The organism is Actinomadura mexicana (assembly GCF_900188105.1).
In the GTDB taxonomy this organism is placed as follows: Bacteria; Actinomycetota; Actinomycetes; order Streptosporangiales; family Streptosporangiaceae; genus Spirillospora; species Spirillospora mexicana.
This window is the reverse complement of sequence record NZ_FZNP01000030.1, coordinates 15793-38078: the sequence shown is the minus strand read 5'-3', so window position 1 is coordinate 38078 and position 22286 is coordinate 15793. Positions and strand designations below refer to the sequence as shown.

23 protein-coding genes and 3 pseudogenes are annotated in these 22286 nt (G+C 70.3%); 11 read left to right on the top strand and 15 right to left on the bottom strand.

All coding sequences use genetic code 11. The features are described from left to right. Positions 1-267: 267 nt before the first annotated feature. From CHC11_RS44025 to CHC11_RS41855, 3 genes and pseudogenes are all read right to left on the bottom strand, one after another. Positions 268-315: pseudogene (locus CHC11_RS44025) on the bottom strand (hypothetical protein); the annotation flags it as partial. Between the two features lie 173 nt (positions 316-488). Beyond that, positions 489-755: pseudogene (locus tag CHC11_RS44020) on the bottom strand (recombinase family protein); the annotation flags it as partial. A gap of 11 nt (positions 756-766) precedes the next feature. Further along, on the bottom strand, positions 767-1069 hold the full coding sequence (locus tag CHC11_RS41855) for a hypothetical protein (RefSeq protein WP_179279228.1): 303 nt from the start codon (positions 1067-1069) through the stop codon (positions 767-769). Here CHC11_RS41855 and CHC11_RS39035 point away from each other — a divergent pair. Both CHC11_RS39035 and CHC11_RS39030 read left to right on the top strand, forming a co-directional pair. Then, positions 1050-1679, top strand: a complete 630-nt coding sequence (locus CHC11_RS39035) for a DUF2637 domain-containing protein (RefSeq protein ID WP_245920294.1) — start codon at positions 1050-1052, stop codon at positions 1677-1679. The two genes, CHC11_RS41855 and CHC11_RS39035, sit on opposite strands and share 20 nt — an antisense overlap. A 753-nt stretch (positions 1680-2432) precedes the next feature. Continuing rightward, a complete protein-coding gene (locus tag CHC11_RS39030; protein WP_089316945.1) occupies positions 2433-3158 on the top strand; it encodes a Crp/Fnr family transcriptional regulator in 726 nt (241 codons plus the stop codon). A gap of 584 nt (positions 3159-3742) precedes the next feature. Here CHC11_RS39030 and CHC11_RS43150 read toward each other — a convergent pair. Further along, positions 3743-4021, bottom strand: a pseudogene (locus CHC11_RS43150) (transposase); the annotation flags it as partial. 396 nt (positions 4022-4417) lie between these two features. On the opposite strand from CHC11_RS43150, the gene CHC11_RS39020 reads away from it, so the two are divergent. From CHC11_RS39020 to CHC11_RS39000, 5 genes are all read left to right on the top strand, one after another. Then, positions 4418-5335: a hypothetical protein gene (locus CHC11_RS39020; RefSeq protein ID WP_179279232.1), complete on the top strand. Its 918-nt coding sequence runs from the start codon at positions 4418-4420 to the stop codon at positions 5333-5335. Between the two features lie 285 nt (positions 5336-5620). Next, a complete protein-coding gene (locus CHC11_RS39015) occupies positions 5621-7132 on the top strand; it encodes an RtcB family protein (protein ID WP_179279231.1) in 1512 nt (503 codons plus the stop codon). Positions 7133-7306: 174 nt separating this feature from the next. Further along, positions 7307-7978 carry a shikimate kinase gene (locus tag CHC11_RS39010; RefSeq protein ID WP_089316941.1) on the top strand — a complete coding sequence of 224 codons (672 nt, stop codon included), beginning with the start codon at positions 7307-7309 and terminating at the stop codon, positions 7976-7978. A 118-nt stretch (positions 7979-8096) separates the two neighbouring features. Further along, positions 8097-8897: a polyphosphate kinase 2 gene (ppk2, locus tag CHC11_RS39005; RefSeq protein WP_089316940.1), complete on the top strand. Its 801-nt coding sequence runs from the start codon at positions 8097-8099 to the stop codon at positions 8895-8897. A 49-nt stretch (positions 8898-8946) separates the two neighbouring features. After that, entirely contained in the window at positions 8947-9696 is a 750-nt protein-coding gene (locus tag CHC11_RS39000) for a YwaF family protein (protein WP_089316939.1), read from the top strand. Here CHC11_RS39000 and CHC11_RS38995 read toward each other — a convergent pair. The 5 genes from CHC11_RS38995 to CHC11_RS38975 all read right to left on the bottom strand — a co-directional run bounded on the left by CHC11_RS38995 (position 9684) and on the right by CHC11_RS38975 (position 13449). Further along, positions 9684-10214 (bottom strand): dihydrofolate reductase family protein, encoded by a 531-nt coding sequence (locus CHC11_RS38995; protein ID WP_089316938.1) that lies wholly within the window; start codon positions 10212-10214, stop codon positions 9684-9686. The two genes, CHC11_RS39000 and CHC11_RS38995, sit on opposite strands and share 13 nt — an antisense overlap. Positions 10215-10272: 58 nt before the next feature. Continuing rightward, complete coding sequence (locus CHC11_RS38990; RefSeq protein WP_089316937.1) at positions 10273-10494, bottom strand: DUF7489 domain-containing protein; 222 nt, start codon at positions 10492-10494, stop codon at positions 10273-10275. 106 nt (positions 10495-10600) lie between these two features. Then, the gene (locus CHC11_RS38985; RefSeq protein ID WP_089316936.1) at positions 10601-11266 is read right to left on the bottom strand and encodes a response regulator; all 666 of its coding nucleotides are present in this window, start codon (positions 11264-11266) and stop codon (positions 10601-10603) included. 417 nt (positions 11267-11683) lie between these two features. Then, a complete protein-coding gene (locus CHC11_RS38980; RefSeq protein WP_089316935.1) occupies positions 11684-12286 on the bottom strand; it encodes a response regulator transcription factor in 603 nt (200 codons plus the stop codon). Beyond that, positions 12283-13449 carry a sensor histidine kinase gene (locus tag CHC11_RS38975; protein ID WP_245920293.1) on the bottom strand — a complete coding sequence of 389 codons (1167 nt, stop codon included), beginning with the start codon at positions 13447-13449 and terminating at the stop codon, positions 12283-12285. Before CHC11_RS38975 ends, CHC11_RS38980 begins: the two co-directional genes overlap by 4 nt. 154 nt (positions 13450-13603) lie before the next feature. On the opposite strand from CHC11_RS38975, the gene CHC11_RS38970 reads away from it, so the two are divergent. Further along, on the top strand, positions 13604-14179 hold the full coding sequence (locus CHC11_RS38970; protein ID WP_089316933.1) for a hypothetical protein: 576 nt from the start codon (positions 13604-13606) through the stop codon (positions 14177-14179). 17 nt (positions 14180-14196) lie between these two features. Here CHC11_RS38970 and CHC11_RS41850 read toward each other — a convergent pair whose 3' ends face one another. Together CHC11_RS41850 and CHC11_RS38960 are read right to left on the bottom strand one after the other, a co-directional pair. Beyond that, the gene (locus CHC11_RS41850; protein ID WP_089316932.1) at positions 14197-14472 is read right to left on the bottom strand and encodes a hypothetical protein; all 276 of its coding nucleotides are present in this window, start codon (positions 14470-14472) and stop codon (positions 14197-14199) included. A gap of 139 nt (positions 14473-14611) precedes the next feature. Next, positions 14612-15478 carry an isocitrate lyase/PEP mutase family protein gene (locus CHC11_RS38960; protein WP_179279230.1) on the bottom strand — a complete coding sequence of 289 codons (867 nt, stop codon included), beginning with the start codon at positions 15476-15478 and terminating at the stop codon, positions 14612-14614. A gap of 706 nt (positions 15479-16184) precedes the next feature. On the opposite strand from CHC11_RS38960, the gene CHC11_RS38955 reads away from it, so the two are divergent. The 3 genes from CHC11_RS38955 to CHC11_RS38945 all read left to right on the top strand — a co-directional run bounded on the left by CHC11_RS38955 (position 16185) and on the right by CHC11_RS38945 (position 18575). Continuing rightward, entirely contained in the window at positions 16185-16907 is a 723-nt protein-coding gene (locus tag CHC11_RS38955; protein ID WP_089316930.1) for a S1 family peptidase, read from the top strand. 32 nt (positions 16908-16939) lie between these two features. Next, positions 16940-17497, top strand: coding sequence for a snapalysin family zinc-dependent metalloprotease (locus CHC11_RS38950; protein ID WP_089316929.1), 558 nt, complete (start codon positions 16940-16942; stop codon positions 17495-17497). A gap of 229 nt (positions 17498-17726) precedes the next feature. Further along, entirely contained in the window at positions 17727-18575 is an 849-nt protein-coding gene (locus CHC11_RS38945) for a class II glutamine amidotransferase (RefSeq protein WP_218826441.1), read from the top strand. Between the two features lie 34 nt (positions 18576-18609). Here CHC11_RS38945 and CHC11_RS38940 read toward each other — a convergent pair whose 3' ends face one another. The 4 genes from CHC11_RS38940 to CHC11_RS38925 form a co-directional block, all read right to left on the bottom strand. Next, positions 18610-19491 carry a diacylglycerol/lipid kinase family protein gene (locus CHC11_RS38940; RefSeq protein ID WP_143227472.1) on the bottom strand — a complete coding sequence of 294 codons (882 nt, stop codon included), beginning with the start codon at positions 19489-19491 and terminating at the stop codon, positions 18610-18612. Between the two features lie 135 nt (positions 19492-19626). Next, the gene (locus CHC11_RS38935) at positions 19627-20178 is read right to left on the bottom strand and encodes a copper chaperone PCu(A)C (protein ID WP_089316926.1); all 552 of its coding nucleotides are present in this window, start codon (positions 20176-20178) and stop codon (positions 19627-19629) included. 124 nt (positions 20179-20302) lie between these two features. Beyond that, on the bottom strand, positions 20303-21079 hold the full coding sequence (locus CHC11_RS38930; protein WP_089316925.1) for a class I SAM-dependent methyltransferase: 777 nt from the start codon (positions 21077-21079) through the stop codon (positions 20303-20305). Positions 21080-21178: 99 nt separating this feature from the next. After that, positions 21179-22162, bottom strand: coding sequence for a sigma-70 family RNA polymerase sigma factor (locus CHC11_RS38925; RefSeq protein ID WP_089316924.1), 984 nt, complete (start codon positions 22160-22162; stop codon positions 21179-21181). Positions 22163-22286 lie beyond the last annotated feature (124 nt).

Below are 22286 nucleotides of genomic sequence, written 5' to 3'. Positions count from 1 at the left end.
CTGGCTGGGATCATCCAGTTGTTCGAGCGGATCCAGCACCCGCGCCCGGCGACGGCCGAGGTCCGCGATCTTGGTTTCCAGGGCTGCGACATGCGCTTCGTGTTCACGGAGGTGTCGATCGTCCAGCCGGACGAGCAGCGTCTCAAGACGCTCCCGGCGATGGGCACCGAAGATCTCCCGATTGAAGAAGTCGTTCAGCCCCGCGATGAGAGGCTCTTCACGGATCCGCACGACCGCGGGATGCCCTTCAGGCAGGTGAGAGCGTTTCGGGCTGCAGACGTAGTACAGCCGCCCCCGATCGTTCTTGCCGAACATCCGGCGTTCGCAGTCGGCACAGGTGATGTAGGACCGCAGGACGCACGGGTGTTCGGTGTCTTCGGCATCGGTTCGGCCGGGCGGCTGCGAGACCGTCTCCGGACCAGTGCGACTTGCTGTGCTTCGACGAAGGTCTTGACGCTGACGAGATTCGGGTGGGTGGGTTCGCTGGACCACACCCACGCCTCGGGCGGGTTGTGCCTTCCCCCCGTCGAGGAGGTCGCCTTTCGGTTCCACACCATGTAGCCGGTGTACTTGGGATTGGACAGGACGTCTCGAACTGAGGAGTAGGTCCATCTGCCCACGGTGCGGGTCTTCGCCGTGGCGACAGGCGCCGGGTACCGCTCCAGATCGACGTTCAACCGGTCGGCGATCGCCTCACAACCGAGGCGTTCGGCGATGCGGATCTCGAAGATCGTCTGGACGACCGGCCCGCGCACTGGATCGGGGATCAGGACGTGCTTGGTCGCGCCCTGTTCGCGGCGGGCGGCGACCGGATGAGGGACCTTCTGGGCCAGGTAACCGTACGGAGGCCGCCCGCCTTGAAGCCCTGCTCGGTGTGGATCTCGAACCCACCCCAGGACTTCTCCAGCATCTCCAGGACGTACCACTCGGCCACCCCCTGCTTCACCCGCCGTGTGAGGACCTGGGAGGAGCGTTTCCCGTTGAGGTTGATCGGTTCGTCGGACGCCCACAGCGGGATGCCGAGCTTCTCCAGGGTGTTCTCGATCTGGGTGACCGATCGACTGATCAAGGCGACCACGGCGCTGGCAGTGGTGGCGGTCGCCGTCGTCGCCGCGCTCATCTCCTACGCGCACATGCTCGACCTGGTCCGCTCCCACGGCGAGACCGGTGCGACGGCTCAGCTGGTCCCCTTCACCGTGGACGGGCTCATCTGGGCGGCATCCATGGTGATCCTGGACGCCACCCGTCGCGACCGGCCCGTACCGGCGCTGGCCGTGTGGAGCCTGGCTGCGGGGATCTGCGCCACGGTGGGCGCCAACGTGGCGCACGGCGCTGAACACGGGCCCATCGGCGCGCTGGTCAGCGCCTGGCCCGCCCTGGCGTTGGTCGGCTCGTTCGAGTTGCTGATGACCCTCACCCGCCATGCACCCTCGTCTCCAGCATCCGCGGAAGGCGTACGTACCGGAACGGAACGGGCCGAGCCGATCTGCACCGAAGTGGAGCAGACGCCGGCGCAAACCATGCTGGCCGAGTACCTGGCGAGCCTGAATGGGCCGGGGTGGGCACTGCCGCAGCGATACCTCGGCCGGCAAGCACGGCATCGATCGGCACAAGATCAAGCAGATCAGCGTCGCAAGCGAGGAGCCGAGTTCAGCCTGAGGCTTGCCGCTTGGCCGTAGGTACAGTTCATTCTTGTCTGGACGATGGCGCTGCGCATGGTGCTTGCTGGAGCCGTTCTGGTATTTCTTCACAGACAGAGGCCGTCTGGTGCTGGATGCTGCAGGTCAGCAGCTTGTTCGCGCCAACCCAGCCTGGACACTGCCGCACAAGGTAGGGATCTTCAGAGGTGGAAGCCTGAAGGCCCTACCTTTTTGTGCCTTCATTTGGGTCTTCCCACTCCATCGTACGTTGCCTTACAGTCGGACCGTTCGTCCGGTCGTCGGAGGCTGATGCGGTCCGCTTCCACTGTGCTTCATCTGGGTCGCGATTCCTCATGCACTGCTGGGCTTTTCAGGCTGGGTTGATCGCGAGGAGGCCCTATGTCGCCAAATGTACTGTTCACTGCGCGTTGGGTAGCCGGCTTCTCGCCCGGTCCCTTGTGGTGACCCGGCGGTGTTCGGGTCTCTTCTGCCCGACGGCGTCCCCAACTGGCTCATCGCACTGAGCACGGTGATCGGCGGACTCACCATGTTCGTGGTCGCCTGTAGCCGGTTCGCGAAGGCGGTAATGCCGCAAAATTCTAAGGACCGGCTAAGCTTTTGGACTGATATGCGCGCCAAACGGCTGGCCAGCAAGATCGATCGGCGCAATCGGCGTGATCAGCGGCGCCACTGCCGACGCTCAAGCTGTCTCGGCGCCCCTGGGAGCATGATCACGCCCCCGCATGGAGACGATGACGTCATAGCTGGTCATCCCTTGCCGGAACAGGCGCCATGACCAAGCTCGAACCAGGTTCCTTTCTGGCCGAGCTCACCACCGTGGAACGCGATGACCTCACCGCCCGCGGTCGAGAACGTAGGTACGAGCGCGGTGAGTTGCTCTGCATGGAGGGAGAGTCCTCGACCGCGGTTGCCGTTCTACTCGAAGGCAGAGTCAAGGCATACTCCTTCATCGAGCAGGGCGGCCAGGTGCTACTTGCTGTTCGAGGACCCGGAGCCCTGATCGGTGAAGTGGCCGCCATCGACGAAAAGCCGCACTCCGCGAGTGTGGCCGCGCTCGAGACAGCCCGGGCGATCATCCTCAGCCGGGCTTCGTTCATGGATTTCCTGCAGGCGAATGGCCGGGTATCGGTCGTGATCCTGCGAACACTTTGTCGACTGTGGCGAGAGGCCGACAGCCAACGAGTCGAGCTGGGCAGGTTCGACGCCACTAGCCGCGTTGCTGCGCGTCTGGTCGAGTTGGCCGAGCGCTTCGGTGCCCCCTACGAGGACCCAACAGCAATGAAGTCCGATGGTATTCGGATCACTCTCAACCTCTCACAGGAAGAACTCGCCGGCTGGGTCGGCGCATCCAGAGAAGCGGTCAGTAAGGCGCTGAGCACGCTGCGCCGACACGGTTGGATCGAGACAGGGCGACGCCGAGTCATCGTCTACGACCTTCAGGCACTCCGTGATCAAACCCGGAGCGAGAACACCGGCATCTACCTGGCTGATACCTGATCACCCCTTGGACAACGATGCACAGCGATCTCCGAGGACGGTAGCCGACCTGTCCGGAGTGCTCCTTTCGGACGTCAAACAGCCTCGATGAAGGCCACGGCGAAGCTTTGGGGGAACGGGGCGGCGTGGAGCGGGATGGCTGTGGTAGGTCAACACACGCCGGGCAGTGTCGCGGGCGCGCCACAGCACCTCGACGGTCCAGGCCCTCGTGGGTCCAGGCCCTCGTGGGTCGATGCCAGTGACCGGCTCGTCCCACCAGCTCGCGCTGACGCGGGCCTCGGCGACGGCGCCGAGCTGTGCGGCACTGTTTTCCCTCGTCGAGGCCGGCGAGCATCTTCGCCTCTCCCCCCGCGGCGCCGCTGGTGGGGCGTCGTCATGCCGGTCACGAATGTAGGACCCATGCGGTTCTCGGTGTGCCTCTCCTGTCGTTGTTGCAGCTTTCTTGGTGTTGGCTACGCCGGTGGCTTTCCTCAAGGCTCAGCAGTCACTGGCGTCCTGGTAGCCGGGGGATGGTGGTACCGCTTTACGGGCCCACACAAGCCCGGTGCGCCCCCTACGGAGGGCGCACCGGGTAACACCGGGGTTAGCCCCGAGGCGATCAGGCCGCTCCAGGGCCAGTGCCGGGCCAGCCGGAGCCGGAGGCGCCTGCCGCCGCGGACCAGGCGCCCGGCGGCCGAGAAGATCCGCAGTCGCAGGCGTTTGGGTTCCCAGCGGCGGGCCGGATGGTCAGCGAAGGCGAGCATCTGGGCCCAGGCGGTCAGGTCCGCGGCGAGCGTTACGAGTTCGAGCCAGACCTGGTTGGCCGCGGCGCTGTGCAGGGGCAGGTTGCGCAGGCCGATGTCCTTGGCGCAGCGGATGCGGTCCTAGATTCCGAGAAAGGGGGCGGATACGGGAATTCGAGGCCGCGGCCATATCCGGTCGCGCTGTTCCAAGGCTCCAATCGGGCGATCCATAGCGGATACCCGTAACAGCGATCGAAATGGATCGCCGACCCTGTATTTCCCGGCGCCGTTCTGGTAAGATTGCGGCGCAACCTATAACTGAAAAGCCTCCCGGCTCTTCAGTCGTCCAGCGGAAGCGGGCGCAGCAAGGGCCGGGACTCACGTTCTCGGGATCCCTTTGTGCGCCCCAACAAACAAGGGGGTCCCGTGAAAAGGAAAAGTTGGCGCCCGCGAGAGTTCCTCGCAGGCGCCCGCAGGTACCGGGGGACGCTGTTAAGCGATCTCCGCGCCGCGGACAAAAAAGTGCTCACGATGGTCATGGCCGCGAACACCGCGGGCGTCGTCAACGGCTTCGTCCTGGTGCTCCTGGGCGTGACCAGGAACGTGGGCCCGATGACGGCGGCTTGCGTCGCCATGCTCTTCGGAACGCCGGTCTTCTGGTTCTTCTTCCGACCGTCGCTGCGAAGTCGCTGGTCCCTATGGGGGCCGGCCCTCCTGATGGGCTTGTGCCTGGGGGCGAACAACATGACCTACCAGTACAGCCTCAGGTGGGTTCAGTTGCAGCTCCTGCAGCCGCTCTCATTCTTGTTCAGCGCCATCTTCATGGTCGGTTCCACTGCCGTGCAGGACGCCAGGAACGGGAGATACTCGACCGCCATGTGGCCGATCCTGGGCATGCTCGGCATCTGGGCCCTGGCGACCGACACGACCGGCGGCGAAGGCGGAGGGACCTTCACCGATGCGATCCCTGAGATCCACGTCCTCGGGCACCCCGTTCCGAACTGGGTGCTGCCCCTGGGATGCATGATCATCACTGCGGCCACCTACGCCTATGTCCACGAGAAACTGAACGCGTTGGACAAGAATGTCGGCGGCAAGATCAACACCCTGGCCGGCATTCCCGCCATCGCCGTTCTCGGAGTGGGCGCGTGGGCGCTCGAGGGCGGCTGGACGGGCATGACCAGTGGCCGCTGGCCGTATCTGCTGGTCTGCGCGGGCAGCGGAATGTTCCTCGCGCTTCTCAGCGGAGTCGTCATGGTGAAGGCCTACGGCATGGGCCTGCGCACGTCGACCACCGTGATGCTCCTACCGCTGCGGACCCTCCTCGGGACCTTCCTGGGGATGGTCGTGGCGCAGACCGCCCCCGGCCTTCTGGGGCTGGCGGCGGTCGGCCTGATCCTCGTCGCCTCCTGCGGGGCGGCGCTGATCCAGAGCCGGAAGACCGACTCTGGCTGACCCGGCGGCGGGGAGGTTCACCCCTCCCCGCCGTTCGCATGCCGCCGGGAGCGGCCCCGGAGAAGTCGGTCACACCGGCCCGAGGAGCAGGGCGATCCCGGGACGCGGGCCGTGGACATATTCGGTTGGCCGGGCCGCCGGGCCACGGCTAGTGTTCGTTGCACCTCGCGGCTGCTGAACCCCGGGGATTCCATCGCCTACCGAGCGATGTCCCGTGCGTCCGCTCTATGGACGATCACGTGTGTGAGCCATGCCCGAAATCCAGCAGCCACCAAGGAAGAGCCCATGACCGCGCTCCCGCAAGACCCGCGCCTCGTTCGTGACCACGACGACTGGCTCCGTCTCCCCAACCGGTGGGACATCCCCGTCGACATCTGCGCCGGTGCCGACGTGCCGATAGAGCCCAGCGCGGTCGAGGAGGTCCTCACCGTGCTCCAGACCGCCGACACACTGGCGCGGCTCGCCGACGCGACCGGGCACGAGGGCGCGAGTATCGACCGCGTCGCGCTCACCCCGGACCTCCACAAAGGTGCCGGGATCCCGATCGGCACCGTGCTGCGGACCAGCGGTGCGCTGATCCCGCAGGCGGTCGGCAACGACATCAACTGCGGCATGCGCCTGGAGACGACCTCGCTCACCGTCGACCAGGTCCGTCCCCGGCTGGACGCCCTGGAAGGCCGCCTGCGCCACCTGTTCTTCGAGGGCGGCCGGCGGATCGCGCTGTCGGGGGTCCAGCGGGAGGCCCTGCTCCGCGACGGGCTGCCCGGCCTGCTCGGGGTCCCGGGGGATCCGGCGAACGGAATCTGGTCGCAGCACCGGCCCGAGGACGGGCGGCCGGGCCGGATCCACGGCGAGCGGTACCCGACCACGACCGCCGAGCCGTTCCGCGACTGGATCGACAGTGCGGGCGGCACCAGCTACGACAGCATCATCGGCAGCGTCGGCGGCGGCAACCACTTCGCCGAGCTGCAGTACGTCGCGTCGGTCCACGACCGGCAGGCCGCCTACGCCTGGGGGTTCGAGCTCGGCCAGGTCGTGCTGATGGTGCACAGCGGCTCACTGTCGCTGGGGCACCAGGCGAACTCCGACGGCCTGGAGCAGGCGCGGAAGGCGTGGCCGGCGTCCGTCCCGATGCCGGACAACAAGATCCTTCCGATCCTCTCCGGGGAGCGGAACGAGCGGGCGCTGCGGCGCTATCTCGACGCGTTCGGCAATGCCGCGAACTTCGCGGTCGGCAACCGGTTCTTCCTCTCGCTCATGATGCGCCAGGGGCTCGCCGCGGAGTGCGGTGACCTCACCGGCGACCTGGTCTACGACGCCCCCCACAATTTGCTGTGGCGGCACGACGACGGGTCGGTGGTGCACCGCAAGGGCGCCACGCCTGCGGGCGGGTACGCGGAGATGGCGGGTGGGCCGTACGGGATGTGGGGCGAGCCGGTGATCGTGCCCGGGTCGATGGGGGCGGCCAGCCACGTGCTGCGCGGGCACGGCAACCCGCGGACGCTGGCGAGCGCGTGCCACGGCGCCGGCCGCCGCGTTCCGCGTGGAGCCGCGTCCCGGGCCGGCGACGCGGAACTCGACGCGTTCCTCGCCGAGTTCCGCGTGGTCACGCCCCTCGACCACCGCGACCCCGCGGTCACCCGCCGCGCGGACGTCATGGCCGCTTGGCGGCGCGACCTCAAGCAGGAGGCGCCGTGGGTGTACAAGGACATCGGCCCCGTCGTGACCAGCCTCGGACGGGCCGGCGTCGCGGACCCGGTGGTCGAGCTGCGGCCGCTACTGACCGTCAAGGGATGACCCGCCGGGCGGCCCGGCCGTCCGGGCGGCACCAGGAGCCCAGTTCCGGACGGCAACGCGCGTCAGCGGGTACCCCTGGAGCAGGATCGCCCGTCAGTACGCTGGCCTCTGCCAGATTGCCGAACGCCGCAGCAGCGGTGGGACTGCCGATAGGCACTCGCGAGGAGCCGACGAATGGACTCCGCCTTGACCGAAGGGGCTCACCCCGACGTCGCACGGGAGCGTCTACGGCACGTCTTCTGGATCGGCGGCGGCAGCGGGGCAGGAAAGTCCACCATCGCCCGGCACATCGCCCACCGGTACGGGATGCATCTGTACGACACCGACGCGGTGATGCCCGACCACGCGCGCCGCATGCCAGGGGAACGGGCTCCTTACCTGCGCGGGTTCGCGGCCATGGACATGGATGAGCGGTGGGTGGCCAGAAGCCCCCGCGAGATGCTCGACACCTTCCACTGGTACCGGGGCGAGGGGTTCGATCTGATCGTCGAGGACCTTCTCGCCCTTCCCGCCGACCGGCCGGTGCTGGCCGAGGGGTTCCGGCTGCTGCCCGAGCTCGTCCGGCCCCTGCTCACCGAGACGGACCACGCCGTGTGGCTGCTGCCCACCCCCGGGTTTCGCCAGGCGGTCTTCGACGGCCGCGGCGGCACGGCGTGGGGGTTCATCGCCAAGACCGGTGACCCGCGGCAAGCGTTGCGGAACCTGCTCCAGCGCGACGCGATGTTCACCGACCGGCTCACCGAGCAGACCCGGGACCTGGACCTGACCGGGCTCAGGGTGGACCCCGCGGTCACCGAGGAAGACCTCGCCCGGCGGGTCTCCGCGGCGTTCGGCCTTGAGCGATAGGTGGCCACGGCGTCGGACGCATGGCGGGGCCGGGCGGGTGTGGTGGGCACCTTCCCGCCGGGGCACGCGCCGCATGCGGGACGGCGGACAGGGCGTCCCCCTGGGTAGGAACCTCCCCATGAGCAAGGTCAAGCGGCTGCCCCGGCGCGTGTACGAGCCGGAGCTGGCCCGCCTCCAGTCGGAGTTGGTGAATCTCCAGGAGTGGGTGCGCAGCGAAGGCGCCCGCGTCGTCGTGGTGTTCGAGGGACGGGACGCCGCCGGCAAGGGCAGCACGATCAAGCGGGTCACCGAGCACCTCAATCCCCGCGTCGCCCGGATCGTCGCGCTGCCCGTCCCGACCGACCGCGAGCGCACCCAGTGGTACTTCCAGCGCTACGCCGAGCATCTGCCCGCCGCCGGGGAGATCGTCCTGTTCGACCGTTCCTGGTACAACCGGGCGGGCGTCGAGCGCGTCATGGGCTTCTGCTCCAAGCAGGAGTACACGCGCTTCCTGCACCAGTGCCCCATCTTCGAGCGGCTGCTGGTCGAGGACGGGCTCCTCCTGCGCAAGTACTGGTTCTCCGTGAGCGACGCCGAGCAGGAGCGCCGTTTCCGCGGCCGCCTGGCCGACCCGATGCGGCGGTGGAAACTGTCGCCGATGGACATGGAGTCCATCACCCGCTGGGAGGACTACTCCCGCGCCAAGGACGAGATGTTCGTGCACACCGACATTCCCGAAGCGCCCTGGTACGTCGTGGACAGCGACGACAAGCGGCGCGCACGGATCAACATGATCGCTCACCTGCTGTCGACGATCCCCTACCGCACGGTGGAGCCGCCGCGGCCGCGGCTCCCCGAGCGGCCGCCGCCGAAGGGCTACGAGCGGCCGCCGCGCGACATGCAGACCTACGTCCCCGACCACTCGGCCCTGCTCCGATGACGGCGGTCCGCGTGCGGCGAGCCTCCGCCGGTCCGGTGGGCATCGCCGCATGCCGCTGACCGTCGCCGGCCGCTTCACCGCGTACGGGCCCTCGCACTGGGCGGCGCTCGGGCTGTTCGCGGTCGGCTGCGCCGGCCTCGTGCTCGTCGGCCGCGCCCAGCGGGCGGAGGCGGAGCCGGGCGCGGGGTTCGGCGGCCAGGCGCGGGGCTTCGGCAGGGCGTACGCGCTGGCGATCGTGTACGTGATGATCGGCACGCAGGTCCACGCGCTGCTCCCCGGGCAGTGGCGGATCGGAGGCTCGCTGCCTCTCCAGCTGTGCGACGTGGCCTGGCCGGCCTCGGTCGGCGCGCTGTGGACACTCGGCCGGCGATGGTTCGCGCTGACGTACTTCTGGGGCCTCACCCTGTCGGTGCAGGCCCTGCTCACCCCGGCGCTCAACGGCGCGGACTACCCCGGTATCGACTATCTGGGCTTCTTCGGGATGCACCTGATGATCGTGTGGTCCGCGGTGTACCTGACCTGGGGGCTCGGGATGCGGCCGGGCTGGGGCGACTACGGGTTCGCGGTCGCCGTCACCCTGGCGTGGGCCGTCGCCACGTTCGTCTTCAACCTGAGCGCCGGGACGAACTACGGGTACCTCAACGCCAAGCCCGGCACCGGTTCCGTCCTGGACGTGATGGGCCCCTGGCCCTGGTACGTGCTGGTCGAGGCGGTGGCCATCCTGCTCGGCTGGGCTCTGATCACCTGGCCGTGGACCCGCACGGGCCGGTCCGCCGGGGCGTCCCGTCAGCGGCTGTAGTCCAGGAACAGCGTGCCGTTCTTGCCCCGCTCGACTTCGGCCAGCCTCCACGACTGGACGCGATCTCCGTCGAACACCCGCCTGCCGTGTCCGACCACGGACGGGGCGACGACCAGGCGCAACTCGTCGACGAGTCGGGCCCGCAGCAGCGAGCGGGCCAGTTCGATGCTGCCGTGGAGCCCGATGTCGCCGCCGGGCTCCTGCTTCATGGCGGTGACGTAGTCGTGGACGTCGGTGGTGACTCGGGTGGAGTTCGCCCATTCCCTACTGAACGCGCTGGAGGTGGCGACGTGCTTGTGGGTGCCGTTGATGAAGTCGGCGAACGGCTGGAAGTCCGACCCGGGCCACTGCCCGACCCAGTAGTCGTACGTTCCGCGCCCCAGCAGGACGTCGTCCTGTGCGGCGATGACCCGTTCGAGGTAGTCGACCAGTTGGGGACCGTCGTCGGCGAGCCAGTCGCCGTCCTCGTGGGCGACCCCGTCCAGCGACATCAGGTGGTAGAGCACGACCTTGCGCATCCGGTTCCTCCGGTGATCGATCGTGGGGACGGCCGAGGCGGCGCGGAGCCCGCTGCCGCTACTTCTTGACGGGGTCGGATCCGGCCCGCTTGACGATCCGGTCGCCGGGGGTCACCGACTCCCAGAGGGGCCCTTCGACGCGGACCTTCCCGGTCTTGCCGTCGGTGAAGGTGACCTTGAGGTAGTGGTAGAGATTCGACCCGTCCGGCATGTTGCGGGACTTGCCGGCGACGACGCCTTCCCACGCTTCGTCCTCGTGCACCCGCCGTGACCTGAACATGAAACCCGCCTGCCCTTCGTGATGACGTTCTCACTTCCTGTGATCAGGCTAGGGCGCCGCGGTCCCGCGGGGCCTCGGCCGCGCGAGGGGTTCTGCGGATGCGACTTCAGGGTGAGGGGCGGGGGCGGACGATACCGAGGTCGTAGGCCATCACGACGGCGTGCACGCGGTCGCGGGCGCCGAGCTTGCGCAGGACGGACGAGACGTGGGTCTTCACGGTCGCCTCGGCGAGGGACAGATATCCGGCGATCTCGGCGTTGGAGGCGGCCCGGGCGACCAGCGCGAGCACCTCCGCCTCGCGGTCCGTCAGTTCCGACAGCCGTCCGGGCCGGACGGGTTCGGCCGGCTGGACGGCCACGAACCGGTCGAGGAGCCGGCGCGTCACGGTCGGGGCGAGCAGCGCCTCGCCCCGGGAGACCACCCTGACGGCGTCGGCCAGTTCCGGCGGGCGCACGTCCTTGAGCAGGAAGCCGCTCGCCCCGGCCCGCAGCGCGGCGTAGAGCGGCTCGTCCAGGTCGAACGTGGTCAGGATGATGACCTTGGGCGGGTCCGCCGCGGCGGTGATCCGCCGGGTGGCGGCGATGCCGTCGGTACCGGGCATCCGCACGTCCATCAGGACGACGTCGGGGCGCAGCCGGGCGGCCTCCCGGACGGCCTGCTCGCCGTCGCCCGCCTCGCCGACGACCTCCAGATCCTCACGGGCGTCGATGATCATGCAGAACCCGGCCCGGACCAGGTCCTGGTCGTCGGCGACGAGCACCTTGATCGTCATGGCGGCTCCCTCGGGGCGGGCCGGGCACGGCCCCGGACCCCCGGCCGGGTCGGGTCCCGCCGCCGGCGGTCCGCCCATCATCGCAGCGCGCACGCGCGCCCCGGCGGGGTCTCGCCGCCGGGAGCGGTGCCGCGGTCACCGGGCCGTCGTCCTCCAGAACCCGCAGTGGTGCTCCGCCGCGGCGCCCACGGTCCGGATCGCTCCCGGCGCGAGGCTCAGCGGCGCGGTGCCGGGCCGCCAGCGCGGCGCGCCCCCGGTGGTTCGGGTCGCCGGAGCGGGCGAAGGCGCTCCAATAGCCGACCATCCCGTCCCCACCCGCAGACGTAGGTGCCGGGGAGCGGACCGGGGGCCGGCCGGGATGCGCGGGTGGTGCCGGTCGACGCGGAACGTCCACGGCCCGGGCGATCGAACCGTGCGTCAGATCCAGCCCTGCTGCCAGGCCCGGTGGGCGGCGGCGTGGCGGGTGGGGGCCTGGAGCTTGGTCATCGCGGTGGAGAGGTAGTTGCGGACCGTGCCGGGGGCCAGGTGGACCTGGGCCGCGATCTCGTTGACCGAGGCTCCGGTGCGGGCGGCGCGCAGGACCTCCAGTTCGCGGTCGGTGAGGGGGCAGTCGTCCTCGGTGAGGGCGGCCGCGGCGATGTCGGGGTCGACGTAGCGGCGGCCGGCGGCGACGTCGCGGATGATCTCCGCGAGCCTGGACGCGGAGGTCGTCTTCGGGACGAAGCCGCGAACGCCGGCGGCCAGGGCGCGGCGCAGGACGGCGGGACGGGCGTGCCGGGTGACCAGGACGATCTGGGTCGGCAGTTCGGCCCTGATCTCCTCGGCGGCGCGCAGGCCGTCGGCGGGCGGCATCTCCAGGTCCAGGACCGCGATGTCCGGAGTGTGCTCGCGGGCCAGGCGGACCGCGTCGGTGGAGGTGGACGCCTCGGCGACCACCGCGAGGTCGTCCTCCAGCGCGAGGAGGGAGGCCAGGGCGCTGCGGAGCAGGTCCTCGTCGTCGGCGATCAAAAGTCGGATCATCGGTCCTCGCCGTTCCCGGCGGGCAGTGACGCCGTGAGTTCGAAGCGGTCGGCGTCGCGGGTCCAGGTGAGGTCGCCGCCCGCGGCCCGCAAGCGGTCGGCGAGGGCGTGCAGGCCGGTGCCGGGGGCGTCGCCGGGCTCGGACGCGCCGTCGTTGCCCACCCGGAGGCGGGCGACTCCGCCGGTGACGCGGTAGTCGACGAAGGCAAGGCGCGCCCGGCTGTGGCGGAGGAGGTTGGTGGTCGCCTCCCTCATCACCAGGCCCAGAAGGTGGCGGGCGGTGTCGCCGATGGCGGCGGGCTCCGCGGTCGTGCGGGCGTCGATGCCGGCGGAGGCGAGGATCCGGGTGGCGTTGGCGATCTCGTCGTCCAGGCTGGTGCGGCGGTAGCCGAGGACCACCGCGCGGGTGTCGCGGAGCGCGTCGGCCGCCAGTTGCCGGACGTCCTGCATCTCGGTGGCGGCCCGCGACGGGTCGGTCCCGGCGAGCCGGGCGGCCAGTTCGCTCTTCAGGGCGATGACCTGCAGGTGGTGGCCCTGGATGTCGTGCAGGTCGGCGGCGAACCGGAGGCGCTCGTCCTTGACGGCGAGTTCGGCCGACAGGCGGCGCGCCTCCTCCAGCCGTCCCGCGATGTCCCAGGCCCACAGGGGGCCGAGCATGGCCCAGACGACGAACGCGGTGATTCCGGGTGGGAACAGCGCGGCGTACGCCAGGTCGCCGTCCCCGCTCAGGAGGCTGACGGCGCCGCCGGGCAGCGCCGCTGCCAGGACCGCGCCGGCGACCAGCCGGCGCCGGCGCCGGCGGTCCAGGTAGGTCGCGGCGACCGCCGTCATGATCGCGGGTGCGATCGGCCACAGCCCGTAGTTGCGCACGGCCAGGGGGCAGACGGCGAGGACGAGCGCGGCCAGCGCTCCGGCGGCCGGCCAGCCGGCGGGCGGACGGGGCCGCGAACCGGCCGACAGCCGCGCGTTCAGCAGGGCCACGACCGCCGCGGCCTCGACCGCCAGCGCGGCGGCGCTGAAGGCGCGCGGCTGGATCGGCACGTCGCCGTCCAGGATCCATTCGCCGGTGAAGAGGATCAGGACGCCCACGTTGGTGCCAGGCACCGCCCACCAGGTGTAGCGGCGGAACCCCGCCAGCCCCGTCTCGTCGGCTCCTGTGCGCACGCCGTCATTGTTCCAGCGGACGGCCTCCCGGGCAGGGTGTCGTTTGTCCGGTATCCGCATGACAGATGTCATCCGCGCACGTGGTGGTCCGTCACTACCGGGGACATCCGCCCTGCCCCAGGGTGGAGGCGTCGCCCACCCGAGGAGGAACACCGTGCAAGAACAGGAGATCGCGCACCGCGGCCGGGGCCGCGCGCTGCTGCGACGCTGGCCCACGGCGGTGGCCCTCGCCGCCGCGGCGCTCATCCTGGGCGGCGGTCTCGGCGATCTGGACGAGGCGGTGTCCGGGTTCGGCGAGCTGATGCTCCTGCTGCCCCTGGAGTACCTGATCCTCGACCGGATCGGCCGGCGCGGGGCGTCCTGGCCCGCCGTCGGGTCCCTGGTCGTGGCCATCGTCGCGATCGACCTGCTGGACGTGGTCCCGCTGTCGGCCGTCATCGTGGCCACCGCTCTGGTGCTGCTCGTCTGGGGCGCCGTGGCCGGGACGCCGGACGGGCGGGCGACCTTCGGGGCGCAGGCCGCGGGGATGCTCGGCTTCGGTGCGATCGCCCTCGTGGGCCTGGCGGTGGACCCCGACCTCGGCCGCTACCTGGTGGCGGCCGGCTGGCTCCTGCACGGAGTGTGGGACGCCGTCCACCTGAAGCTCGACAAGGTCGTCTCCCGCTCCTACGCCGAAGCCTGCGGCGTGATCGACGTGGCGGTCGCCGCCATGCTCGTCTTCCTGCTCTGACCATGGCGGCGGCCCGGCTACTCGTCGTCGGATTCCGCGGGGGCCAGGTCGGTGGAGGTGCCGGTCAGGGAGCCGTTCGAGGAGCCCGGGGACATGCCGCCGGACGCGCCGCCCACCTCGTTGAGGATGTCGCTTCCGGGGCTGCCGTCGCCCTTGGCGACGTTGAGGAAGCGGTCTATCTCCAGCCGGCTGTCGTTTCCGGCGCCGTCGCCGCTGTTGTAGGCCGTAGAGGAAGAACAGCAGTGTGATCGCGACCGTGCCCGCGTGGTGCAGGCCCCCGGCGAAGGCGCCATGGGCCGGGAACATCGCGGCGATCCCCACGGAACAGAGAATCGCCGCGATGTAGGGGTCGGCGGCCGCGTCAGCGTCGCGGAGATGGTGCGCATGGGCCCTCTGCTTCTGGTGACGTGCCGCCATCGGCCGCCGGAGGGGTCAGGCGAGGAGGCCCGCCAGTTCCGGCTTGGAGTGGTTGCGGCTGATGTTGCGCTCCAGCAGGGCCAGCGACTCCCGGACCCCGACGCTGCCCGCGGTGTGCTCGGGCAGGCGGCCGTCGTCGCGCTTGAGCCGGACGATCGCCTCCTCCATGGCGCTCTGGGCGGCGAACAGGCACGGGGTGCTGTAGATCGCGACCTTCACCCCGAGCTCGGTCAGCTCCGGCAGCGAGATGCGCGGCGACTTGCCGCCCGCGATCTGGTTGAACAGCAGCGGCTTGTCGCCGATCACCGTCCGGACCCGGCGGATCTGCTCGACGCTCCGGACGCCGTCGACCAGGACGACGTCCGCGTCGGTCCGCGCCAGCGCCTCGGCGCGGGCCAGGACCTCGTCCTCCTCGCCGGCGTCGGTGCGGGCGACCACGACGAGATCGCGCCGGGTCCGCAGGACCATGTCGAGCTTGTCGAGGTAGTCCTGCAGCGGCAGGATCCGCTTGCCTTCCACGTGCCCGCAGCGCCGCGGCCGCTGCTGGTCCTCCAGGATCACGCCGGAGGCGCCGATCAGCTCCAGTTGCTCGATCACGTGGCAGGCGACCTCGGGATCCACGTAGCCGTCGTCGATGTCCACGAGCAGGTGCCGCCGGGGGAAGGCGAGTCGCAGCCGCTGCACGAACGCGACGATGTCGGGCCAGGCGATGAAGCCGATATCAGGAAGGCCGTAGTGCGAGGCCGCGAAGCCGAAGCCGGACACGAACAGTCCGTTGTAGTGCTGCGCGGCGACGGAGGCCGAGAACATGTCGAAAACCCCGATCAGCGGGGTGGTCCCTTCCGACATGATCTCGCGTCGCAGCTCTTCTCCGTAATTCAACCTTCTCTCCTTTCGTCGTGTTGGGCGCGGGCGACTTGACCGACTAATACGGAACACCACATTTTGTGGCGAGCACTCGGCAGTCGGTATTCCGTGTCGTGAATAGTTACCCATGCACAAAGCAAAATGCGGGTAGAGAAGGCGGAGAGAGGGAGTAAAAAGGCAAAGGATTCGGTCCGCCTTGAAAGGCAATGTAGGGAATTGTTCTTTTACTCACCGCGACCGTCAACGGAAGTGCGCTTGACCGCGCCGGCCGGATCAGGCTTCCAGCCCCCGCAGCCGAGGGGGCGCGCTCGGTGAACACCAGGTGCACGCGCTGGAACCGACGGCTTTCTAAGCCTTTCGAAATACACATTGAATATCTAGTGCTTTTCACCTGCTAGAGGGGGCCCGTTTCCCTCAACTACTCTCCCGTAGCTGTGGTCCCCGCGAAAAAACCAACGCCGGCGCATGGACAGGACCCCCTTTTGCGGGGCGGTGCTCCGCGACGGAGCCGATGATGAGCAGCTCCCAGGACCACATGGCTCACCATCGCCATGCCCGACCATTCACAAAGTCGAGGGCCGTGAAAGACGACGGCCGCACCGGAGGGCCCGGGACGGGCCTTCGCACTCCGAGCGAACCCGCCGTTCCGGGTCGCGCCACCCGCTCCGTGCGCGGAGCAGGACGGCCCCGGCGGCATGAACCTCCCGATTGGAGAACCGTCATGCGCAGACTGCTGCAGGCGACGCTGGTCGCCTGCGCCCTCGCACTCGCGATGTGCGGTGTGACGTCCGCGAACGCCGCCGAGCCCGCCGGTGAGGGCGGTGTGCCGATCATCGGCGGCCACAACGCCACCGAGACCTACTCCTGGATGGTGTCGCTGAGCAACGGCTGCGGCGGCAGCCTGGTCGCGGCCCAGTGGATCGTCACGGCGAACCACTGCGGCGCGGCGTCGCAGGCCCGGATCGGTTCGACCTACAAGAACTCCGGTGGCGAGGTCCGCCAGATCGACCGGCGCACCACCCGGTCCGGTACCGACCTCACGCTGATGCACCTGTCCGCCCCCGCCCAGTCGGCTCCGGTGAGGATGGCGCAGTCCAACCCCGCCGCGGGCACCCCCGTGCGGCTGCTCGGCTTCGGCTGCATGAGCTGGCCGAGCTGCAGGACGGCCTCCGTCCTCCAGGAGATCGACCTGACGGTCCTGGCCGGCAGCCGGTGCGCGGCCGGCGGCGGCACCGCGAACGACGTGTGCGTCTCGGGCGACCGGACGCACTCGGCCTGCCACGGCGACTCCGGTGGCCCGGCGGTCGTCGGCACCCGCGGCAACTGGACGCTCGTCGGCGAGACCCACGGGCCCGGCGACAACATGGGCGAGTGCGCCACCACCACGCTCTACACCGGCATCGCGCCGTACCTGTCGTGGATCAACCAGCAGATAGGCCGCTGACCCCCGCTCCCCCACCCCCGTAGGAGTCCCCCATGTCCCTTCGCAAGATCATGGCAGCGCTGGCCGTCACGCTCGGGCTGTCCTTCCTGGCGCCCGCGCTGGTCGTCGAGCCGGCGTCGGCCGCGGCCCCGGCCGCGGTCCGCACGATCTACTACGACGCCAGTGCCGCGCAGGAGTTCAAGGCGGCCGTCGACCAGGGCGCCGCCGCCTGGAACGCGGCCGTGCCGGCGATCCAGCTCAGGGCCGCGACCGGTGCGCAGGCCACCGTCAAGGTGTACGCCGACAACGGCTGGCCCCGCACCTACATGAACGGCTTCGGCCGCGCCACCATCTACATGGGGCGCGAGGCGGTCGCCGACGGCTTCTACCCGCCGAGGATCGCCGCGCACGAGCTCGGCCACGCCCTCGGCCTGCCCGACAACCGCAACGGACGCTGCGACTACCTGATGTCCGGCCACAGCTCGCCGACGTCCTGCCGGAGCACCACCCCGCACTCGACCGAAGCGGCCCAGGTCACCCGCAACGCGGGCGGTCTGGTGCCCGCCGCGCCCAGCCGGGAGACCCGGTACGCGGACTGCTTCGTCTTCTGACCGTTCCCTCTCCCTGAGCGCATCGCACCGCGGGCACACCGGCAGCACGTGCCCGCGGTGCCGCGCATCCGGGCCCGCCCCCGGGCGCCGGGGGCCCGGGGAGTCCTCCCGTGCGGGTGGCCGGCGGGCCTCATCGGGTAGGGAGGGAGAAAAGGGGGTTTGGTCCTGGCCGGATCTCGGGGCGGGCTCCCGGTCGCCGCAGCGGCGAGTCGATGCGAGGTGGGTGGCGATGTGCAGGTGGATGGCCTACTCCGGGGACCCCGCCCCGGCGGAGGCCCTGCTCTTCCGGCCGGCCCATTCCCTGATCAACCAGAGCCTGCACGCCCGGCTGGGAGTGGAGACCACGAACGGGGACGGCTTCGGCCTCGGCTGGTTCGGGGAGAGGCGGGTCCCGGGCGTGTACAAGAGCGTCCTTCCCGCCTGGAACGACCCGAACCTGCGCGAGATCAGCCGGGAGATCCGCTCCCGGCTGCTGTTCGCGCACGTCAGGGCCTCGACCGGCGCCGCGGTGCAGCGCAGCAACTGCCATCCGTTCCGGCACGGGCGGTGGCTGTGGATGCACAACGGGGCCATCGCGGACTTCCCCAGGCTGAAGCGGGACGTCATGCTCGCGGTCGACCCGTCGCTCTACCCCGAGATCGAGGGCACGACCGACTCCGAGGCCCTGTTCTACCTGGCGCTCACGTTCGGCCTGATGGACGATCCGCCGGGTGCCGTCGCCCGCACCGTCGGCCTCGTCGAGGACCTCGGGCGGCGCCGCGGAGTGCCCGATCCGCTGCAGATGACGGTGGCCACGAGCGCGGGTGAATCGATCTGGGTGTTCCGCTACTCCAGCCTGGGGCGCACGAGGTCGCTGTTCTACTCCACCGACATCGCTCAGCTGCGCAGGCTCTATCCCGGGATGGACGTCCTCCAGCGGCTCGGGACGGACGCGCGGTTCGTCGTGTCCGAGCCGATCCAGCATCTGGAGGGCGCGTGGACGGAGGTGCCGGAGAGCTCGTACGCGATCGTGCGGCCCGGCACGCACGAACTGCACCCTCTCGTACCCGTCCGGCCGCGCCAGGAGACCACCGCCTGACCGTTCCGGCGGCGGTTCCGGCGGCGGGGCTCCCTCAGGCGGGCCTGGGCGGGGCGATCAGCCGCCAGGCACCGGGGTGCAGGGTCCAGGTACGGCTTGTGTAGGGGCCGGACACCTCGCCGTCGCTGTTGCTCCGGAACTCCTGTCCGCTGATCGTGACCTTGCGGGCGGTGGTGTGCAGGACGTCGTCCCGGTAGCGGTGGCTGCCGTCGCGCAGGCGCAGGGCGTAGGCGACGCGCGCGAAGGGGCCGGTGGCGGCGGAGACGACCAGTTCCAGCTTCCCGTCCCCCGGATGCGCGTCCGCCGCCAGCTGGGCGGAGCCGCCGGCGATGCCGGGCGCGTTGCTGAGCGCGACCATCAGGAACTTGCCCTCGGCGACGAGTTCGCCGTCCGCCTCGACCCGCTGCCGCCATCCGGAGTGGCGCAGGCCCGCGATGATCGCTCCCAGCGGGAACGCGGCGGCCTTGAGCCTTTTCTTGAAGCGCGTCGCGCTCTCCGCGGCCGAGGCGCCGATGCCCACGTGCACGGCGTTGAGCGTGACGCGGTCGTCCTCGTCGACGATCAGGTCCAGCTCGCGGTGCCCGCCGTCCAGCAGGAGGCGGACGGCCTCGTCGGGGTCGAGCGGGATGCCGAGGTTGCGGGCGAGGTCGTTTCCGGTGCCCATCGGCAGCAGCCCGACCGCCCGGTCGAGCTCGCCGCGCCGGTGCAGGGTGCTGACCAGGCGGTTGATGGAACCGTCCCCGCCTGCGGCCACGACGACCGCCTTGCGGTCCCTGTCCAGCGCCTCGTCGAGGTCGTCGGGCGCGACGCACGGGCAGACGGTGACCTCCCGCCCGGCGTCCCGGAGCAGCGCGGCGACCCTGTCCAAGGTCTGGGCGTCGTGCGTGCCGGCCTTGGCGTTGGTGAAGAGAATCATGGTCCTCAGATCGGCCGTGCGGAGCCTCCGGGGGCGTTGCTCGGCGACGGAGGCCTGGGGGGATCCCACACCGCTTCTGCCTTCCCTTCCGCGCCCGGATGATGCGGGGCGCGGGGTGTCGGACGGGTCACGGCGTCAGGGCGCCGGGGAGAAGCTCTGCAGGTCGCCCTGGCGGGCCTGGATCGGGGCGTTCAGGGACCCGCTGCCGGCGTGCTGGAAACGCAGGGTGAGCGGGACGAGCTCGCCGGACTGCAGGGGCTTCCTGAGCCCGCGCAAGATGATCTTCGGCGCGGGTCCGATCTGGACGTCCCGGCCCGCCGGGAGGCTGATGGTCCCGCCGACGATCTCGGCGGACGCGGCCTGGGGCGAGGAGACCGACGTCAGCGTGTCGGTCCCGGTGCGGGGGGCCGGGCTCCCGGACGCGTTGAGGCTCTCGACGTCGCTGGGCGAGTTGACCATGGTGAGGTAGACGGGCGCCGATCCGCCCCGCGCGATCGCCCGCCCCTCCTCGCCGCCGAGGACGAAGAGGTTGCGGATGCCGACCTGCCCGACCTGCCCGGCCACCCCGGCCGCGGGCGACACGTCCGTCCCGGTGGGGTCGTCGCCGCAACCGGCCAGGAGCGCGCTCGCCAGCAGCACCGGCGCGGCCGTGGCGAGCACGGCGCGCGCGGTCCGAGCGAAGTTCATCGTCTCCCCGATCTGACGTCACCCCGACCTGCCGAAGATCCCTCGGGGCGGAGCGGAGCAAACCCTCGCGGACGTAAAGCCGCGGGAACCTCCGCACGGGCGGCGCCGCGGCTCCCGGGCCACCTCACCGGGTCACCCGGATCTTGGATTGGCCGTGCGGGAGCTCCTCCCAGTCGTCCATGAGGCGGGCGGTGAAGCCGTGCCTTTCGGCCAGGGACGTCAGGGTCTCGGTGCGGTAGTAGAAGTCCTCGCGCAGGACGTGGTGCTCGGTTCCCTCGGTGCGGTCGAAGGTGAAGTCGAAGAATCCGCCGGGGGCCAGGACGCGCCCCACGTTCGCGAGGCATTCGTCGATGACCTCCAGCGGCGAGTGGCTGAAGACGCTGTGCGCGTGGACCACCGTGAAATGCCGCGCCGGGAGGAAGCGCAGTTTCAGGTCGCCGACCAGCGTCAGGTGCGGCAGTTTCTCGCGGAGGTCGTTGCGGACGAGGGTGTGCTGCGCGGCGAGCAGGATGTCGGGCGAGATGTCGATGCCGTGGTAGTTGCCGGCGTCGAGGTAGTCGATGAACCGCCAGCCGGCGCGCAGGTTGCCGCAGCCGATCTCCAGGAGGCGGTCGTCCGGCTTGAGACCGTGCCGGAGCAGGTAGTCGAACTGAAGCTGGCCGAGGGCGAGCCAGCGTTCGCGGGTCGGGCTGCCGACGGCGGCTTCCGGGCTCCTGGCCGCGTCCGCCTTCATGACGGCCCGGTAATAGGCGACGTGATCACGGCTGGAGGCCCGGAATCTCAGATCTCGCGCCACTCGTAACATATATGTGCCGATCTTCTCCGGGTTCTGGGCGGCGTACCGCAGCCGGTACGCCAGGCTCGCACGATTCCGGCTGGTGGGCGGCAGTGCTTTCGTCATCGGGCTCGTCCCCCAAAGAGCACCTGCGGTTATCGCCCCGTGACCTACCCGTCCGCCGCGTCCCGTAAAAGCGGGAGGCGGCGGACGGAGCGGGCACGATCACATGGGGACCCGGGGAAGGTCGAAGTCGTCGAAAAGGGCCGGGTCCATAAAACTCGAAATGTGTGCGATTCCGGAATGAGTGGGGGTGATGACCATGATGGAATGCGCGTGCAGAACGCCGTCCTCGCCGCGCAGGTAGGCGGCGAAGGCGGGCTGGCCGTTGGCGTGGACGGGCACGAGCAGGTTGTGGTCGCGGCCGGAGGGCAGCCGGGCGGCGAGCAGCCGGCCGATGGCCTCCCGGCCGCTGAACCAGTGCGGGACGGGCGGCATCTCCCAGGCCGCCTGCTCGGTGAGCAGCCGGGTGAGCGCGGGGATGTCGACCGTCTCGAAGGCCCTGGCGAACCGGTCGAGCAGCTCGCGGCGTCCCGGCTCGTCCGGCTCGGTGATCTCGTCGCTGGCGGGGACGAGCCGCTCCAGGCGGGACCGGGCGCGCAGCAGCGTGCTGTTGACCCCCGCACCGGTCATCCCGAGCATTCCGGCGACCTCGGCGGCGGGCCATCCGAGCACGTCCCGCAGGACCAGCACGGCCCGCTGCCTGGCCGGCAGGTACTGCAACGCCGCGATCAGCGCCAGCCGCAGGCCGGCCCGCTCGGCGACGACCGCCGCCGGGTCCCGCGGCGCGCCGCCGACGAGCCGGTCGGGCAGGGGCTCCAGCCAGGGCACCTCCGGGGCGCGCGACCCGGGCGGCGGCACGCCGTCGGCCGGCGACGCGAGACCGGACGGCAGCACCCGCCGGCTGCTGTGCTCCAGGGCGTTCAGGCAGGCGTTCGTCGCGATCCGGTACAGCCACGTGCGCAGCGACGCCCGGCCGTCGAAGGCCGCATACGACCGCCACGCGCGCAGGTACACCTCCTGGACCAGGTCCTCGGCGTCGTGGACGGAACCGAGCATCCGGTAGCAGTAGGCCAGCAGCTCCCGCCGGTACGGGTCCGTCAACCGTCCGAACTCCTCGGGCCGGGCATCTCTCTCATCGGTCTTCACAGGACGCACCTCCCCATGTACTGACCGGAGGCCGGGGCCGGAATCGTCGGCTTCCGCCCGCTGAATACCGCCAGCGCGGCCGGTTTGTACAGGCGATGGCGAACCTCGCCCAACGACCCGGAGG